At 39.6% G+C, this 16,312-nt stretch carries 17 protein-coding genes and 1 pseudogene; 7 read left to right on the top strand and 11 right to left on the bottom strand.

The genetic code is table 11. The features are described 5' to 3' along the window. Nucleotides 1-48: 48 nt before the first annotated feature. Both ACFJIZ_RS15050 and ACFJIZ_RS15045 read left to right on the top strand, forming a co-directional pair. The gene (locus ACFJIZ_RS15050) at nucleotides 49-630 is read left to right on the top strand and encodes a DUF4159 domain-containing protein (protein WP_379085684.1); all 582 of its coding nucleotides are present in this window, start codon (nucleotides 49-51) and stop codon (nucleotides 628-630) included. A 1-nt stretch (nucleotide 631) separates the two neighbouring features. Further along, nucleotides 632-1,132, top strand: a complete 501-nt coding sequence (locus ACFJIZ_RS15045; protein WP_379085681.1) for an acetyl-CoA carboxylase biotin carboxyl carrier protein subunit — start codon at nucleotides 632-634, stop codon at nucleotides 1,130-1,132. A 48-nt stretch (nucleotides 1,133-1,180) separates the two neighbouring features. Here the strand turns inward: ACFJIZ_RS15045 and ACFJIZ_RS15040 are convergent, their stop codons facing one another. Continuing rightward, nucleotides 1,181-2,752 (bottom strand): SUMF1/EgtB/PvdO family nonheme iron enzyme, encoded by a 1,572-nt coding sequence (locus ACFJIZ_RS15040; RefSeq protein ID WP_379085678.1) that lies wholly within the window; start codon nucleotides 2,750-2,752, stop codon nucleotides 1,181-1,183. 381 nt (nucleotides 2,753-3,133) lie between these two features. Here ACFJIZ_RS15040 and porV point away from each other — a divergent pair, with 381 nt between their 5' ends. Together porV and ispF are read left to right on the top strand one after the other, a co-directional pair. Then, nucleotides 3,134-4,312 carry a type IX secretion system outer membrane channel protein PorV gene (gene porV / locus ACFJIZ_RS15035; RefSeq protein ID WP_379085676.1) on the top strand — a complete coding sequence of 393 codons (1,179 nt, stop codon included), beginning with the start codon at nucleotides 3,134-3,136 and terminating at the stop codon, nucleotides 4,310-4,312. Between the two features lie 84 nt (nucleotides 4,313-4,396). Beyond that, entirely contained in the window at nucleotides 4,397-4,876 is a 480-nt protein-coding gene (gene ispF / locus ACFJIZ_RS15030) for a 2-C-methyl-D-erythritol 2,4-cyclodiphosphate synthase (RefSeq protein ID WP_379085673.1), read from the top strand. 67 nt (nucleotides 4,877-4,943) lie between these two features. On the opposite strand, the gene ACFJIZ_RS15025 is transcribed toward ispF, so the two are convergent. The 10 genes from ACFJIZ_RS15025 to ACFJIZ_RS14980 all read right to left on the bottom strand — a co-directional run bounded on the left by ACFJIZ_RS15025 (nucleotide 4,944) and on the right by ACFJIZ_RS14980 (nucleotide 12,436). After that, on the bottom strand, nucleotides 4,944-5,819 hold the full coding sequence (locus ACFJIZ_RS15025; RefSeq protein WP_379085670.1) for a pirin family protein: 876 nt from the start codon (nucleotides 5,817-5,819) through the stop codon (nucleotides 4,944-4,946). A gap of 70 nt (nucleotides 5,820-5,889) precedes the next feature. Beyond that, entirely contained in the window at nucleotides 5,890-6,420 is a 531-nt protein-coding gene (locus ACFJIZ_RS15020; RefSeq protein WP_379085667.1) for a YceI family protein, read from the bottom strand. 125 nt (nucleotides 6,421-6,545) lie between these two features. After that, nucleotides 6,546-7,133 (bottom strand): Crp/Fnr family transcriptional regulator, encoded by a 588-nt coding sequence (locus ACFJIZ_RS15015; protein WP_379085665.1) that lies wholly within the window; start codon nucleotides 7,131-7,133, stop codon nucleotides 6,546-6,548. A 7-nt stretch (nucleotides 7,134-7,140) separates the two neighbouring features. Further along, nucleotides 7,141-7,278, bottom strand: coding sequence for a FeoB-associated Cys-rich membrane protein (locus ACFJIZ_RS15010; RefSeq protein ID WP_379085662.1), 138 nt, complete (start codon nucleotides 7,276-7,278; stop codon nucleotides 7,141-7,143). Between the two features lie 137 nt (nucleotides 7,279-7,415). Then, the gene (locus tag ACFJIZ_RS15005) at nucleotides 7,416-8,612 is read right to left on the bottom strand and encodes a hypothetical protein (protein ID WP_379085659.1); all 1,197 of its coding nucleotides are present in this window, start codon (nucleotides 8,610-8,612) and stop codon (nucleotides 7,416-7,418) included. A 47-nt stretch (nucleotides 8,613-8,659) separates the two neighbouring features. Continuing rightward, nucleotides 8,660-9,484 (bottom strand): type 1 glutamine amidotransferase, encoded by an 825-nt coding sequence (locus ACFJIZ_RS15000; RefSeq protein ID WP_379085656.1) that lies wholly within the window; start codon nucleotides 9,482-9,484, stop codon nucleotides 8,660-8,662. Further along, complete coding sequence (locus ACFJIZ_RS14995; RefSeq protein ID WP_379085653.1) at nucleotides 9,485-10,588, bottom strand: carboxylate-amine ligase; 1,104 nt, start codon at nucleotides 10,586-10,588, stop codon at nucleotides 9,485-9,487. A 27-nt stretch (nucleotides 10,589-10,615) separates the two neighbouring features. Then, on the bottom strand, nucleotides 10,616-11,092 hold the full coding sequence (locus ACFJIZ_RS14990) for a hypothetical protein (protein WP_379085650.1): 477 nt from the start codon (nucleotides 11,090-11,092) through the stop codon (nucleotides 10,616-10,618). After that, nucleotides 11,050-11,691, bottom strand: a complete 642-nt coding sequence (locus tag ACFJIZ_RS14985) for a RimK family alpha-L-glutamate ligase (RefSeq protein WP_379085647.1) — start codon at nucleotides 11,689-11,691, stop codon at nucleotides 11,050-11,052. Before ACFJIZ_RS14985 ends, ACFJIZ_RS14990 begins: the two co-directional genes overlap by 43 nt. 34 nt (nucleotides 11,692-11,725) lie before the next feature. Then, the gene (locus ACFJIZ_RS14980; protein ID WP_379085644.1) at nucleotides 11,726-12,436 is read right to left on the bottom strand and encodes an alpha/beta hydrolase-fold protein; all 711 of its coding nucleotides are present in this window, start codon (nucleotides 12,434-12,436) and stop codon (nucleotides 11,726-11,728) included. 161 nt (nucleotides 12,437-12,597) lie between these two features. Here ACFJIZ_RS14980 and ACFJIZ_RS14975 point away from each other — a divergent pair, with 161 nt between their 5' ends. The 3 genes and pseudogenes from ACFJIZ_RS14975 to typA all read left to right on the top strand — a co-directional run bounded on the left by ACFJIZ_RS14975 (nucleotide 12,598) and on the right by typA (nucleotide 16,179). Continuing rightward, nucleotides 12,598-13,407 (top strand): alpha/beta hydrolase, encoded by an 810-nt coding sequence (locus ACFJIZ_RS14975; protein WP_379085641.1) that lies wholly within the window; start codon nucleotides 12,598-12,600, stop codon nucleotides 13,405-13,407. Between the two features lie 315 nt (nucleotides 13,408-13,722). Next, on the top strand, nucleotides 13,723-14,175 hold the full coding sequence (locus ACFJIZ_RS14970; protein ID WP_379085638.1) for a VOC family protein: 453 nt from the start codon (nucleotides 13,723-13,725) through the stop codon (nucleotides 14,173-14,175). A 194-nt stretch (nucleotides 14,176-14,369) separates the two neighbouring features. Beyond that, nucleotides 14,370-16,179, top strand: a pseudogene (gene typA, locus ACFJIZ_RS14965) (translational GTPase TypA). Nucleotides 16,180-16,312: the final 133 nt, after the last annotated feature.

Raw genomic sequence — 16,312 nt, 5'->3', positions numbered from 1 at the left:
TTTTTGACTTTGGTTCTTTTAACAAGCTTCAAGGCGCCGACCTATAAAATGGGTAAACTGAAATATAGCGGAGGTGGCGATTGGTATGGAAACAGAACGGCGCTGCCGAATCTGATTGATTTTTGCAATAAGAATATCGCTACCAATTTTATGCCTGATGAGGGCATAGTGGAAGTAGGAAGCGCAGAACTGTATAACTATCCTTTTGTATACATGACAGGCCATGGCAATGTGATATTTACAGAGCAGGAAGCCAACAACCTGAGAAAATATCTGATTGGTGGTGGGTTTCTGCATATCGATGATAATTATGGTTTGGATAAGTTTATCCGCCCGCAGATGAAAAAAGTATTTCCCGAACTGAGCTTTGTAGAATTGCCATCAGATCATAAAATATACAACCAGAAATTTAAATTCCCTTTGGGTTTACCTAAAATACATGAACACGATGGGAAAAGACCACAAGGTTTTGCCTTGGTATGGAAAGGTAGGATAGTTTGTTATTATACTTATGAATGTGATTTGGGCAATGGTTGGGAAGACTTTGGGACTTATACCGACACACAAGAAAGTAGAAATAAAGCGCTTAAAATGGGCGCTAACTTGATCCAATATGCATTAACTCAATAATATGTATCAGCTAAACGTAAATAACAAGTACAATTTCAATATAACAACGGTAAACAAACAACTTCACGTAAATGATGAGGCGGTTGTATTAGACCGTACTGAATTAGGAGTAAACAAAACCCATGTGTTATATCAAAACAATTCTTATAACATAGAAGTTGTTGAATTGAATAAAGAAGAGAAAACAGCTACTGTAAAGGTGAATGGTAATGTTTATAGCTTAACCATCAAAGACCAATTTGACCAATTGTTACAACAATTGGGAATGGACAATCTGGCTGTGAACAAAATACAACAGATCAAGGCACCTATGCCAGGTCTGGTATTGAATGTTTTGGCAACAGAAGGTGCAGAAGTGAAAAAGGGCGATAATCTTTTGGTGCTTGAAGCCATGAAAATGGAGAACATGATCAAATCGCCAACAGATGGGGTCATCAAAAAAATAGAGGTCAAGCAGGGTGATAAAGTAGAAAAGAACGAAATATTAGTGAGTTTTAATTAAACAGAAAAGGCCAGCAAATGCTGGCCTTTTCTGTTATATGAATAATATTTATTTTCCGGATTTGAATGTTTTGGTAGGTTTGATCTGAGAAGAACCAAGCATGGTCATCGCACAACGGAAACCAATATCTGCACTAGAATCATCTTCTTGTAGATGTCTTCTGGCAGCAGGATTTAACCACTGGGCCTGGTCGTTCCATGAACCACCTTTGTACACCCTCGACTTGTCATTGATCAAAGTACTTATGCCATATAATGGACTTTGTTCATCACGGTACCCACGTTCATCTGCATTATAAGCATCAGTGCCTGCAGTTTTATTGGCCTGCAATTCCTCCCAAGTCTGTTTTTTACCAGAATTGGCTTTTACCATTTGTGGTTTGCCATACTTATCTGCCTTTAAAGCCCCTGTATTAGGATCTCTGTCTTTGTTGGTAAACTGGTTACCTCTAAAAGGATTTAAAGCATCAGCTTGCTCATAAGTAGCCGCACGATAAACATCTGCTACCCATTCGTTAACATTTCCGGCCATGTTGTACAAGCCAAAATCATTTGGCAGGTAACTTTTTACATCCTCGGTAAATGCTGCCTTATCATTTAAAGCACCACCTACACCCATGTAATCGCCTCTGTTTCTTTTAAAGTTGGCCAAAATCTGTCCTCTTGTTCTTTTCTTAGCCGAAGTAATGCCAAGTCCATTCCAAGGATAGAGTCTTTTCTCTTCAATATTTTGGTTTTTGGTATTTCCGATCAATGCTAAAGCTGCATATTCCCACTCAGCTTCGGTAGGTAAACGATAAGGCTGTAAAATTACCCCATCTTCAAGCCTAACATTTCTTGTCGCAATAGGCGCACCCCTTCTTCCCGTTGTGGCAGCTCCTGCTGTTGGTGTTGCTGCAGGGTTTAGATCTGCTTTGGCATTAGGGCCTTTATCTTCATTTTGACCATTTAAATAAAGTTCGGTATTAAAAGGAGTATCTTTTTTAGGGATAGGTGTAGTAGGTGCATTTCTACCAGTAGCAGTACCATTGATCACTGCAAATGAGTTCATGTAACCTTTGTCCCTTAATAATTTCTCATTTACCATGTCTGTTCTCCACACACAATAACGTTCTGCCTGTTTTGCACTTACGCCAACAACAGGGTAATCCTTATAGGCAGGGTGTCTCAAGTAGTTGTTTACAAAGGGCTCGTTAAAAGAAAGTGGGCTACGCCAAACCAAGGTATCAGGTAGCTCTTCATAATAATATTGTTCGTCTTTAGGAAAATTCCTTCTGATCCAATTTAAATATTCCAACCAGTTGGTATTCGAAACCTCGGTCTCATCCATATAGAAAGAACTGATGGTAACTTCTCTTTTATAAGAGTAGTTGCTCAGGTCTTGTCCGGGGATATCAACGGCGCTACCGCCCATGATAAACTCTCCCCCTTCAATTTCGATTAGCCCTTCTCCGATTCCGCGTTTAAATTTGCTGGCAACTTCAAAACCGCCATTCGCTCTTTCGTTGTAAGCATAACCTGTTTTACTCGATACACCTGCATTATTCTTTTTTCCACTACAAGACGAAAGGATGGTAATACTGATGAAGAAAGTAGCTAGGTATAAAAATATTTTTCTCATAAATGGTGTCTTTATCACACTTAACTGATAAAATTACATAAAAAAAGAGCGATCTGCCAAAAAAACTTTTGAAATGCTTGAAGTAAAATTATTCCTGAATGGAAATAAAGTTAACTATAAGGAAAACAATAAGGATGTGATGTCCAACTCTGTTAGATTTTAGCTCGCTTTTAGCACAGCGCTGAAAACACTTAAAGCGTATTTTTAAGGATATGGCAAGTGGTGATGGTGATTAATCAATAATCTTTTATACATTTATAGGTAAAAGTTACATTTATCAAATGTTTACGGTAAGATATTCAAAATAGGCTATTTTAAAGCTTTGAAATTAGTAAACACTATGTTAACTTGCATACTAGTTATATACCTATTATCCAACAAATGAATTCAAAGTACTTTAGCACAGCTGCCATTGGTATACTTTCTTTAGTGATATTTTGTGGAAAATTGAGAGCCCAAGTTGTGCAACCAGGTACACAAACTAATGGTAGTCAGTCTAATAATGTGTCTTCGGCGGTGCCTTTTTTGCTGATTACACCTGATGCAAGGGCGGGTAGTATGGGCGAAGCGGGTGTAGCGGTACAACCAGATGCAAATTCAATGAGCATTAATCCGGCTAAGTTGGCATTTTTAGAGAAACCCTATGGATTTTCTGCTTCTTATAGCCCATGGTTAAAAAGCTTGGTGCCAGACATTAATCTAGCTTACATCAGTGGGTTTTATAAACTGAATGACCAAAGTACGCTAGGTGGTTCAATGCGTTATTTCTCTTTGGGCCAAATTCAATTGACGGATGCTGGTCAACAAGACCTAGGCATTTATAGCCCCAACGAATTTGCAATCGATGCAACCTATGCCAAAAGATTTGGCAATGAATTTTCTCTAGGTACAACGGCAAGATTTATCTATTCTAATTTAACTTCTGGTCAGTTTTCTGCCGGACAGCAAACAAAAGCAGGCAAGGCATTTGCCTTAGACGTTTCTGCATTTTATAAAAAACCTACCATATTGTTCGGTAAAGATGCCATTCTTTCGGCAGGTTTAAATATCTCTAACATTGGTACTAAAATGAGTTATGTAGAGGGAGGAGATGATTATTTCCTGCCAACCAATCTTAAATTGGGCGGGGCTTCTACATTGATCATAGACGATTATAACCAATTTACTTTTGCCTTAGATTTTAACAAATTGATGGTGCCTACACAGCCGATCAGAGATTCGAATGGGACGATCATTTCAGGGAAAGACCCAAACCGTTCAGCACTGTCTGGGATGTTCGGTTCATTTAGTGATGCTCCAGGAGGGTTTAGCGAAGAAATGAAAGAAATAAGTATTGCCGCAGGAGCAGAATATTGGTATAACCAACAGTTTGCATTAAGAGCGGGCTATTTTTATGAAACCCCAGAAAAAGGAGATCGACGCTATTTTACATTGGGCGCAGGTTTAAAATACAATGTTTTCAATATCGATTTTGCCTATCTGATCGCAAATCCGCAAAAAAGCCCATTAGCTAATACACTTAGATTTAGCTTGCTTTTCAACTTTGGGAATAACAAATAAGAACTACATCTTAAAAAAGAATAACAGGTAGGCTTCATTTTCTTTAACCGAGCTTGCAAGAGCTCATGATATAATTATAATCCAATGAAAATTAAGGTAGGTTTTGGTTTCGATGTCCATCAATTAAAAGACGGCCATCCTTTTGTAGTTGGCGGTGTTACACTAGAGCATCATCAGGGTGCATTTGGACATTCGGATGCCGATGTATTGTTACACGCCATCTGCGATGCACTTTTAGGTGCAGCAAATCTAAGAGATATTGGCTTTCATTTCAAGAATACCGACCCACGCTGGAAGGGGATAAGCAGTGTAATCCTGTTGCAGGAAACGGTAAAACTATTAACTGAAAAAGGCTATCAGATTGGTAATATTGATGCGATGTTATGTTTGGAAGCCCCTAAGATCAATCCATATATTCCGCAGATGCAAGCGCATATTGCTGCAGCAGCAGGCATTGCAGTTGATGATATCTCTGTGAAGGCAACTACAAATGAGCAGATGGGCTTTATTGGGAGAGAAGAAGGTGTGGTGGCCTATGCGGTTTGCCTGATCGAGAAGATATAAGCCAAAAAAAATCGGCAATTTGACGTGAAACGCAATTTGCCGATTTTCAGAAAAAAAGAAACGAATATTACTCTTCTAGATAGCCGAATCTACCTTCGTTATAATCGGCTATAGCTTGTTGTATCTCTTCGGGTTTATTCATTAAAAATGGACCATAAGCTGCAATCGGCTCATTGATCGGTTCGCCACTTAAAACCAGTACCACACTATTGGCCAAGGCTTCTACTTCAATGTGTGTTCCTTCGTTTTTAAAATGGACCATCCGGTCTGTTTGGGCAATTTCCTCACCATTAACCTTTATCTTGCCCTCAATGATCACAAATGCGGTGTTGTAAGTTGCAGGGAGATCAAAATCAACCTTAGCCCCTTGGTTTAATCGAGCATTATACATTTCTATCGGACTAAAAGTAGATACACTACCTTTTTTATCCTTGTATTCACCTGCAATCACTTCAATCACCCCGGTATTTTCTGGTAAAATATATTGCTGTATTTCACTTTGTTTCACACCTTGGTATTTTGGGGTACTCATTTTATCCTTTGCTGGAAGGTTTACCCAAAGTTGCACCATTTGAAAAGGACCACCTTTTTTGCTGAACTGTTCTTCGTGGTATTCTTTATGTAGGATACCACTGGCCGCAGTCATCCATTGGATATCACCAGGATAGATAATCCCACTGTTTCCAGCACTGTCGTGATGTGCAACAGCCCCATGATAGGCAATGGTAACGGTTTCAAATCCACGATGTGGGTGTACACCCACACCACGCGGTTCATTACGGGCAGAGAATTCGATCTTTGCATTGTAATCGAGCATAAAGAATGGGCTCATTTTTAATTTATATCCACTAGGGAAAAAATTGTGTACCCTAAAACCATCGCCAACCATATGTGGTGCAGGTGGATTTAAAATTGCGGCTATTTGTTTTGTATTCGCTTTCATGATTGAAAAGACTAAGTTTGCGCTGGGTATTGAATGGTGGTGCTTAACGCTTAACACCACCCATTTGTATTTAGGCTTGTTTTACGAATTGCAACTCGCCTAAAATCCTTACTTCTTCGCTTACCATTACACCACCAGTTTCTAAAGCTGCATTCCAGGTTAAACCAAAATCGGAGCGGTTGATTTTTCCACTTAAGGTAAAACCTGCTTTGGTGTTTCCCCATCGATCTGTAGCGATACCGCCAAACTCAGCAGTTAATTTCACTGGCTTGGTTTCACCTTTAATGGTCAAGTTACCTTTAACCGTATAATCATTACCGTCTTTTTCTACTGAAGAAGATTTAAACTCGATGTGTGCAAATTTCTCTGCATCAAAGAAATCGCCACTTTTTAAATGGTTATCGCGGTCGTTGTTTCCAGTGTCTATCGAGTCGATGTCACCTTTAAAAGAAATGTCGGCATTGGTAAAATCATCACCTTCTGAAGCTAACTCTGCTGAAAAAGATTTCAGGTTGCCAGTAACGGTAGTGATCATCAAGTGTTTTACTTTAAACTGTAGTTCGCTGTGGGTTGGATCTAATGTCCATTTTGTAGTTGCCATATAATTTGCTTTATGTTTTGTTTAAATTAATAACACAAAGTTAAGGCGAGTAGTTTGGCTACACATTGATGTATGATAAGAAACAACGAACACTGAGTTGTTTGTCAATCATGTATTAGATTACACTACCTAAAATGCTTGTTAGCAAGGTCTTTGCGTACACGGCTCAAAGATTCTGGTGTAATGCCCAAATAAGAGGCAATCATCCATTGTGGTACGCGCAGGGTAAGGTTGGGATAGAGTTTGATGAAGTTCAGGTACCTTTCTTCGGCAGTTGCACTGAGCAGCATGTTTATTCTTTTTTGCATAAAACGGATAGAATTATGCAACATGAGAATGTTGAGCTCCAAAATTTCTGGAACGATATTCTTGATCGCAGGGAAAAAATCTTTTTTCACTACCACAACTTCGGTATCCTCAATGGCGTCGATGTAAAAAGCAGAGGGCTCGTTAAAAACAGTGGTATCCCTGTCAGACAACATCCAGTTTTCTGGTGCAAATTGGATAATATGTTCTTTGCCTTTCTCATCGATAGAGAAATACCGCAATAACCCACTATTGATAAAATAAGCATCAGATTTAAGGTCGCCGGCATTTAAAAGAATTTGACCCTTTTTAATGCTTTTAGTCTTTAGGCAACTTACTGCTTGTTCCGCTTGTTCGTCGGTAATGTTTAGTCTTTCCCTTAGATAAATTGCGAATTTGTCCAGCATCGAAAAATTATTTCTTAGGTGCAGGAATGTTATCGAAGTTTGCTGCACATTTGCCACAGCCAGAAGCACAGCCAGTTGATTTTGGATATATGGCACGATAAATCATTCGGCCTACATAAAATAATGCGCCTGCAAAAATGATCATGATTAAGATAAACTGGATATCCATACTGCAAAATTACGATTATTTAATAAATGTGGTTCAGAGAACTGTCAAAATAATTAATGATTGAATGAGAGAATTAGTGAATGGAGCAGTTCTCGAACCCTTGGTTCTTGCCCTCACGCGCCAGAGGTTTCCATCAAACCAACGGTACCGCCCACCCAATCAAAATCTTTATTGTAACGTACACCAATCATTTTACCACGGCTTAAACGTCCCAAATTGATACATAGTTGTGGCTCTTCACCCTCCGGCCATAGGTACATCATTCTTATTTCTGCTTTTACCCCAGCATCAGGCGCTTCAATTACAGGTTCGTAAGTTACTTTTCGCTGCAAGATCCAATTTTCTGGGTCATTGATCTGTTGGATATCTGCTTCAGTTACATCGATGATTACACCCATACCTGCAAAAGAGAACAGCGGTTTTAGGACATAATTCTCTAAATCTGTTGGAATATCTTTTACCGTATTTAAGAAACGGGTTTCAGGTACAAACTTGCTATTTAAAAAGGGCATGGTATACTTACTGATCCGGTAAAACCAATTGGGATGCGTGATCCATTCAATATCTAATGCTGCCCTCGGGTCGAAACTGTTTTTAAAGATATTTTCATCATCGGCAACCTCATCAAAGATCAAACGGTTATAGATGCGTTTCAACCTTATTTTTTGACCACCCTCTTCATAAAAAAGTTGATCGCCTTCTTTTATGATCTCAGATAATGCCAAGATTTTAATGCCCAAATGTTTGGCAGTCACAAAAAAATCGATGGCTGTTTTCTGATTAGGTGCATCCACATCCATCAAAGCAACTTCATGTGGGGCATGGTTACCGATAATTACTTTTTTGAGCAACTCGAAATACGAAAGCTCATCTAAACCCTCAAAATAAGGACTAAGATTTTGATCTAGGTCAAAAGACTTTTTATAGTTAGCGGCCAAATGCGACTGAAATCCATATAAAGATGGAAAGCCCTGCATCTCAATCAACATCGGGGTCACTTCACCATGTTCGTCTTTGCACAAGCCGTAGTCAAAAGTCAAAAAATGGGGGTGCGAAGTTTCATTGGGTACATTCCATTGCGTAGGAATAGCATTTTGAGTGAGGGCCTTGAAATTAGCCTGTTTGATCAGTGCAATGATTTCCTCACCCGCCGCAATTAATTTTTCTTTTAAGGCCGATGGAATAAAAATAGGCGTTTCGGCTACACGAAAAGGAATGGCAGGAAACCCTTTCCCCAATTTGGAAAGGAACCTGTCATATTTCTCAGCAGTAAAACTGGTATTAAAAGCTTCACGATATTTTTTAATCATGGTAGATGGATTAAATTAACCTTTCTTTAGTTCAGCACGATGGTCGCTTAAACTTCTTGCAGGGCATGGATAGCTTGGTTCAAAAAGTTGGGTAGAATGATACTTTGTGTCAGTGTAATCCGACCCGGATCATCCAGGCTATTGAGCATGTCAAAGTATTTGTCTTCCCCATGGTTTTCAATAATGGCCGTTTTTTTCTCTTCTTTCAAAAGGTACATCTTCATCCCGATAGGGTCTGCTTCTGGATGAAATTGTGTGCCAATGATCTGCTCTGAAAAACGGATAGCCATTAAACAGCGTTCTAGCGGTACATGCGGACGTTCTTTTTCGATGGCCAAAATCTTAGCTCCCTTTTTCTCAAAATCTTCTTCGTTAGGTTGTACCACTTGCCAATCTCTACTGTCAACAGAATAAAAAGGGTCTGGTAAACCATCAAATACAGTTTCGGCTTCTCCGTCGGTGGTTAGGTTGATGGGGAAAATGCCAAATGCATTAGATTTTCTTCTGGTCACCGTTCCCAAACCATATTTTCTGCAGGCCAGCTGAAAAGAGTGGCAGATCAGGAAAACATGTTTTTTATGTTCGTTTTTGATATTGAAATGCTCAATCTCATCTAACAAAAAGAAGAAATCATGCTCCCATTTTTCACCTTCTCCATCAAACGGACTTCCAGGTCCGCCACTAGAGATGTAGATGTCGTAAGTCAGGTCTGGTATTTCTCCTTTTTGCCTCAGGTCGAAAAAATCATAGACCATATCTAGTTGTGATTGCTCACGGTAGCTTTGTAGCAGTTCCTGAATCCCCCTCATTCCTTGGTTGGGGAAACCATTGTTCATGTCTATAACTGCAACCTTAATTTTTTTCTCACTCATTTATCCTGCGCCTATTAATGTTTGGGTGGTAATGTAATCTACCACCGATTCAAAGCTACCCGTTTGCTCGTAAACAGCTAACTGTCTATCGGCTCCGGTACCATTTGCTAAAATTTTATGTACATAATTGATATCATTTCTACTGCCCAATTCGTCAACTACATCATCAACAAAATCAAGAAGCTCTAAGATCAGGTTTCTGCAGTTGACTTCCATCTCTTTTCCGAAATCGATCAGGTTGCCATCAATGCCATAACGTGCTGCTCTCCATTTGTTTTCGTTGATCAATGCCCTAGAATAACTGATGAACTCCATGTTCTGTAAACGCAGTTTGTACAACTTGGCGCATAATGCCTGGAACAATGCGGTAAAAGCCATCGTTTCATCAATCAACATCGGGCAGTCGCAGATGCGGAACTCTACCGTGTCAAAAAATGGATGTACACGGATGTCCCACCATATTTTCTTTGCATTGTCCATGCAATTGGTTTTGATCAACAGCTTTACATAATTGTCATAATCTTCTATGCTATTGAAAATATCTGGAATACCAGTACGGGGAAACTTGTCAAAAATCTTTGTCCTGAAAGATTTATAACCGGTATTTCTACTTTCCCAAAAAGGAGAGTTGGTAGACAGTGCAAATACATGGGGTAAAAAATACCTTACCTGGTTGGCAATATGGATGGCCAATTCTCTAGATTGAAAGCCAACATGTACATGCAGCCCAAAAATCAGGTTTGAACGGGCAGCCTCTTGTAGTTCGTTTACAATTTCACTGTAACGCGGATGTTCGGTGATCAATTGTTTCTCCCAATGCGAAAATGGATGTGTACCTGCGGCACCTATCCGCAAACCTTGTTCTCCCGCCAACTGGGAGACGGTATAACGTAACTGTGAGATTTCTTTTCTGGCCTGTTCCGTATTATGGCATATTCCAGTGCCCACTTCTACTACGGCCTGGTGCATTTCTGCTTTTACTTGGTCTTTATGAATCTTCTGTGCAGATTCAACTATTTTCTGGTCATGTGAGGTTAACTCTCTGGTAACGGGATCAATTACCATGTATTCTTCCTCAATTCCGAGCGTAAATTCATTCATCATCTTTATTCCCTATTTATATTAGCTCATTTATTTCTTGGTTGTTGCTGCTTTTTTAACGGTCTTGGCAGGTGCTTTTGTGGCTTTAGGTTTTGCCGTAGCACTTGCTTTAGCAGCGGGAGCAGCCTTGGTTTTTGGTGCTGCAGTTTTGCCGGTTAGGGGTGTGCCTGCTGCAGATGTTTTTACATATTCGCCCCAGGTTAGATTGTCCTGACCAAATTTTTGAGCCTTGGCTTTTTCTATGGCATAAGTTGCTGCGGTTTCTACCACCCATTCAAAGTTTTCTGCACCCACGCTTTCTTCACCCGCATCTGGTGCCGGATTACAGAAATCGATGGCAATAGGCACTCCATTGCGAACAGCGAATTCAACAGTGTTAAAATCGTAGCCTAAATATTTGTTCAATTTTAAGGTATACTCTTCAATCGTTTTTAGCAGTTTTTCACTTGGTTTTGGGCCATCGATCACATAACGCAAGTGATGTGGGTTGCGTGGCTCATATTGCATAATGCGTACATATTTGCCACCAATACAATAACACCTAAAATATTCTTCGAACATGATCTTTCTTGTAGCATCATTACCGTTTGTTTGGTCTGGCTGTGCTTATCAAAGAAATCCTCTTTGTCATGTAGTTTATAAACTTCCTTCCATCCACCACCGTCAAAAGGTTTCATGTAAGCAGGGAAACCTGTGTATTCAAATATGGCATCCCAATCCATTGGCATGGCCAGGTTGCTGAACGATTTTTCCGTTGTGTCGTCAGGGTGTTCTCTTGATGGGATCAAAGCAGTTTTTGGAACGGGAACGCCAATGTTTACTGCCAACGCATTGTTAAAGAACTTCTCGTCTGCACTCCACCAAAATGGATTGTTGATCACTGCCGTGCCACCCATGGCTGCATTTTTTAGGTAAGCCCGATAGAAAGGCACATCTTGCGAAATGCGATCGATGATGACCGCATATTCTGGTTGCTCGGCTTGAAAAACCTTACTGATGTTTACAAATTCGGCCGTAATGCCATCTACTGCTTTCTGATTTACACGATCAACAAAAGCCTGTGGAAATGATCTTTCTTGCCCAAATAAAATTCCTATTTTTTTCATAAGTATTGATGTTTTTTATAGTTAAGTTAAGCGTTTAGTTTTTATAACTGCGCCAGGTATTCTGGAAACATCTGTCTCCAGGTAGGCCAGTCGTGGTCGGCATTTTGCCTGATATCCAACCAATGGTTGATCCTTTTTGATGGAGGATGCCCGATAACCTTTCATTGTCTGCTTTGCACATGTCCCTGTCTGAGGTGCCCAATACGATTTTAAGGTGCCATAGTTCAGGATTGATGTCATTGGGCAGAAAATCTACCGGATTGTTAAAATAAGCATCATCATTATAAAACCCATCCAACTGCCCAGAAATGTCAAATGCACCACTCATGCTAAACAAATGGCTCACTACCCAAGGATGCCTGAAAGCAAAATTGGCCGCATGGTAACCTCCAAAGCTACAGCCTGCTGTAATTACTTTATGATGGCCGGTTTCATGTTTGGCCAATGGCACCAATTCTTCCAACAGGAACTTGTCGTACCAGATATGGTTTTTAACCCGATCTGCAGGATGGATGCCTTTGTTGTACCAACTCAGCTTATCAATCCCGTCAGGGCAATAGATTTTTATTTTACCATCATCTACAAAACCTTGAACGGCATCAATGAGTTTAAAATCTTTGTTTTCAAAATAGCTTCCCATGCTGGTAGGGAAGAGTAGGATGGGATATCCACCATGCCCGAAGACTAGCGTTTTGATATCTTTATTGAGGTTCGGACTGTACCACTCTTTTAATTCTTCTTTCACGGCCTTTCATTTAGATGCTTTAAGGTATAAAAATCTAGCTCAAACACAAAAAAATAAATTCATTTATTCCTATAAATCTGTCCTTTATGTAAAAAAAATATCTCGCTAACTTATTTTTTATCAAGATTTGTACCTTTGCGCCAGATTAGTGAGAAAGCCTTATGTACACCACATTAACATTACCTACTGTTATCAAAACTACCCGTCAGTTTAAGTCTGCTTATTTAAAAAGAGAAGTTGAGTTGGAAATCTTCAGTCCTGAAAATCTATTTGGGAATGAACGTGTGAACCTATTGTTGCTAAACGATGGACAAGACTTGGCCCAAATGGACATGGAAAACATGTTGAGCGAGCTTTATGAAAAGTGGAAGATTGAACCAACGGTTGTAATTGGTATCAAGGCAGGGAATGATCGTGTTTTGGAGTATGGAGTGGCTGGCAAACCTGATTTCAAAAAAAGAGGCTCAAAAGCACAAGCCTATACAGACTTTGTGATCAAAGAACTGTTGCCATATGTACAAAGTGAAGTTGATGTAACGATCAACGGACGTAGGGCCTTTGCAGGTTTCTCATTAGGCGGTTTAACTGCCTTTGATATCACTTGGAACAACGACAATTATTTTGATGCAGTTGGGGTTTTCTCTGGTTCTTTCTGGTGGAGGAAAAAAGACCTCGGTGCTGGATATACAGATGATGACCGTATTTTACATCAGATGATCCGTGATACAAAGACCAATCCTGCAGTGAAGTTCTGGTTGATGACAGGTACAAACGATGAATTGGCCGACCGTAACCATAACTTTATCATCGATTCTATTGACGATACCATCGATGTGGTCAAAGAACTGATGAAAAAAGGCTACAAAAGACCTCACGACATCTTCTATTACGAAATGGTTGGAGGTAAGCACGAGGTAGCTACCTGGGCCAAGGCCATGCCCGCCTTTTTAACTTGGGCTTTTGCTAAATAGCATAAGTTTAGTTTTGGAACTATCTTAAGCCTACGTACTTTCTTTAATAGAACAGGACGCAGCCGTGGATTTTTTTGCATACTTTTTTTATCTATAGAAAAAAAGTTTGTCTGCGAAGCGACAGGGCCGTCAAATAGTAGCAAGAAATAATTGATTTCACCATCAACCTTTGAGCATGACACTAATCCTTATCCAGAACTCTCGTAATAAATAGTCTCTCAAAATGCCTTATCATTGATTGATCATCAATTTTATTGATATGACAATCGATAGAAGTGATTTTTTGTGGCCTTTGGTATTGCGTATTTTTACCAAATGATACAAGGATTATTTGAGACCCACATTTTTGTGGAGAATTTAGAAAGATCGATTGATTTTTATAAAAACGTTTTGGGCTTAACCGAATGTGGTTACAATGACGAACGCAGGATTGCCTTCTTCTGGGTTGGCGAACCAAAAGGTGCCATGTTAGGCCTGTGGGAAAAACCCAAAGCAGAAATAGATATCAGACATTTTGCCTTTAGGTGCGATGTGGATGATGTGCGCCATAAAGCAATAGGCTTTTTGAAGGAAAGAAACCTGAAGCCTTATAATTTTTTAAAAGATGGAAGTGAACAGCCCATGGTGTTTGCTTGGATGCCCGCACTTGCCATTTATTTCAAAGATCCAGATGGACACGACCTCGAATTTATTGCGATACTAGAAGGTGAAGGCCGACCAGACCTAGGAATTGTTTCTTATGAGGATTGGCTCAGCTTAACCACATAGAAACATAGGATCAAAGCTTAAACATTAGCAAATTGATATCAACGATGTACTTGCATGATTCGTTTTGATTGGAATTTCTCCCAAACGATTGACAATCAAAATTTAACAAAAATATAATCTCATTTTTAGTAGCCGAAACCCATAAAAATTCAATAAAAAACCTTATCTTTGCGCCAAATTTATAGGCGCATTTTATGCAAAAGATTAGAAATATAGCTATTATAGCACACGTTGACCACGGTAAAACTACATTGGTTGATAAGATTTTACACTCTTGTTCTATTTTTCGTGACAACGAACAAACAGGAGATTTGATATTGGACAACAACGACTTGGAGCGTGAACGAGGAATCACGATCGTATCTAAGAACGTTTCGGTACAGTACAAAGACGTAAAAATTAACATCATTGATACTCCTGGTCACGCGGATTTTGGCGGTGAGGTTGAGCGTGTATTGAAAATGGCCGATGGTGTATTGTTATTATGTGATGCTTTTGAAGGTGCAATGCCTCAAACGCGTTTCGTAACACAAAAAGCTTTGGCTTTAGGTTTAAAACCAATTGTGGTTGTAAACAAAGTGGATAAAGAAAACTGTAGACCAGAAGAGGTTTATGAGCAGATTTTTGAGCTTTTCTTTAACTTGGAAGCTACTGAAGACCAATTGGATTTCCCTGTAATCTATGGTTCGTCTAAACAAGGTTGGATGAGTACAGATTGGCAAAAACCAACTACAGATATTTTTGCTTTGTTAGATACGGTAGTATCAACTATTCCACCAGCACCATCTAACGAAGGTACTTTACAGATGCAGATCACCTCATTAGATTATTCATCTTTTGTAGGCCGTATCGCTGTTGGACGTGTACACCGTGGAGCAATCAAAGAAAATCAACCAGTTACCTTGATCAAACGTGATGGTAAAATGGTTAAATCTAGGGTAAAAGAATTATATACATTTGAAGGATTAGGTAAGATCAGAACTACCGAAGTTAGGTCTGGAGATATTTGTGCCGTTGTAGGTATTGAAGGTTTTGATATTGGCGACACTATCGCTGATTTTGAAGCACCAGAACAATTGCCGGTAATCAAGATCGATGAGCCTACCATGAACATGTTGTTTACCATTAACAACTCTCCGTTTTTTGGTAAAGAAGGTAAATTGGTAACTTCTCAACGTATCAAAGACCGTTTGATGAAAGAGATGGAGAAAAACTTGGCCCTTAAAGTGGTTGAGACAGAATCTCCTGATTCTTGGTTGGTATATGGTCGTGGTATTCTCCATTTATCAGTGTTGATCGAGACCATGCGTCGCGAAGGTTACGAAATTCAAGTAGGTCAGCCACAGGTTATCGTTAAAGAGATTGATGGTAAGAAACACGAACCTATCGAAACTTTGATCGTTGATGTGCCGGGTGATGTTGCTGGTAAGGTAATTGAGTTGGTAACTCAACGTAAAGGCGAGTTGTTGATCATGGAACCAAAAGGTCGATCTACAACACTTAGAATTTGAAATCCCTGCACGTGGTATTATTGGTCTGCGTAACAACGTATTGACTGCTACTGCTGGCGAGGCAATCATGGCACACCGTTTCAAAGCTTACGAGCCTTGGAAAGGTACAATCCCTGGTCGTTTAAATGGGGTATTGGTTTCGATGGATAAAGGAATGACTACTGCTTATTCTATTGATAAATTGCAAGATAGAGGTCGTTTCTTTGTTGATCCAGGAGCTGATGTTTACGAAGGACAGATCATGGGTGAGCACATCCGTGACAATGACTTGGTAGTGAACGTGGTAAAAGGAAAAGCATTGACCAATATGCGTGCTTCTGGTACAGATGATAACACCCGTATTGCGCCAGCGATTAAATTCTCTTTAGAAGAAGCAATGGAATACATCCAAGCTGATGAGTATATAGAAATCACACCTGTGAGCATGCGTTTACGTAAGATCTATTTAACAGAGAACGAGCGTAAAGTAAAAGGCAAACAATTCCAATCGTAAGTAACGAAAGGACTAAGTATATAAATCCCGAAGACCTTAGGTTTTCGGGATTTTTTATTTAAGCGCAATTGTTTAAAAGTGTACCATTCCATCAACAGTATGATTTGATTACCTTGCAACATAAAACCTGAAA

It is taken from the genome of Pedobacter sp. UC225_65 (assembly GCF_042698365.1).
GTDB lineage: Bacteria > Bacteroidota > Bacteroidia > Sphingobacteriales > Sphingobacteriaceae > Pedobacter.
Note: the sequence above shows the minus strand (reverse complement) of the source record. Positions and strands in the feature narration are given on the sequence as shown.

Excerpts from the sequence above, each read along its gene's own strand:
- ACFJIZ_RS15050 (WP_379085684.1), top strand. The coding sequence starts at position 49 with ATGGGTAAACTGAAATATAGCGGAGGTGGCGATTGGTATGGAAACAGA.
- ACFJIZ_RS15045 (WP_379085681.1), top strand. The coding sequence starts at position 632 with ATGTATCAGCTAAACGTAAATAACAAGTACAATTTCAATATAACAACG.
- ACFJIZ_RS15040 (WP_379085678.1), bottom strand. The coding sequence starts at position 2,752 with ATGAGAAAAATATTTTTATACCTAGCTACTTTCTTCATCAGTATTACC.
- porV (WP_379085676.1), top strand. The coding sequence starts at position 3,134 with ATGAATTCAAAGTACTTTAGCACAGCTGCCATTGGTATACTTTCTTTA.
- ispF (WP_379085673.1), top strand. The coding sequence starts at position 4,397 with ATGAAAATTAAGGTAGGTTTTGGTTTCGATGTCCATCAATTAAAAGAC.
- ACFJIZ_RS15025 (WP_379085670.1), bottom strand. The coding sequence starts at position 5,819 with ATGAAAGCGAATACAAAACAAATAGCCGCAATTTTAAATCCACCTGCA.
- ACFJIZ_RS15020 (WP_379085667.1), bottom strand. The coding sequence starts at position 6,420 with ATGGCAACTACAAAATGGACATTAGATCCAACCCACAGCGAACTACAG.
- ACFJIZ_RS15015 (WP_379085665.1), bottom strand. The coding sequence starts at position 7,133 with ATGCTGGACAAATTCGCAATTTATCTAAGGGAAAGACTAAACATTACC.
- ACFJIZ_RS15010 (WP_379085662.1), bottom strand. The coding sequence starts at position 7,278 with ATGATCATTTTTGCAGGCGCATTATTTTATGTAGGCCGAATGATTTAT.
- ACFJIZ_RS15005 (WP_379085659.1), bottom strand. The coding sequence starts at position 8,612 with ATGATTAAAAAATATCGTGAAGCTTTTAATACCAGTTTTACTGCTGAG.
- ACFJIZ_RS15000 (WP_379085656.1), bottom strand. The coding sequence starts at position 9,484 with ATGAGTGAGAAAAAAATTAAGGTTGCAGTTATAGACATGAACAATGGT.
- ACFJIZ_RS14995 (WP_379085653.1), bottom strand. The coding sequence starts at position 10,588 with ATGATGAATGAATTTACGCTCGGAATTGAGGAAGAATACATGGTAATT.
- ACFJIZ_RS14990 (WP_379085650.1), bottom strand. The coding sequence starts at position 11,092 with ATGCAATATGAGCCACGCAACCCACATCACTTGCGTTATGTGATCGAT.
- ACFJIZ_RS14985 (WP_379085647.1), bottom strand. The coding sequence starts at position 11,691 with ATGAAAAAAATAGGAATTTTATTTGGGCAAGAAAGATCATTTCCACAG.
- ACFJIZ_RS14975 (WP_379085641.1), top strand. The coding sequence starts at position 12,598 with ATGTACACCACATTAACATTACCTACTGTTATCAAAACTACCCGTCAG.
- ACFJIZ_RS14970 (WP_379085638.1), top strand. The coding sequence starts at position 13,723 with ATGATACAAGGATTATTTGAGACCCACATTTTTGTGGAGAATTTAGAA.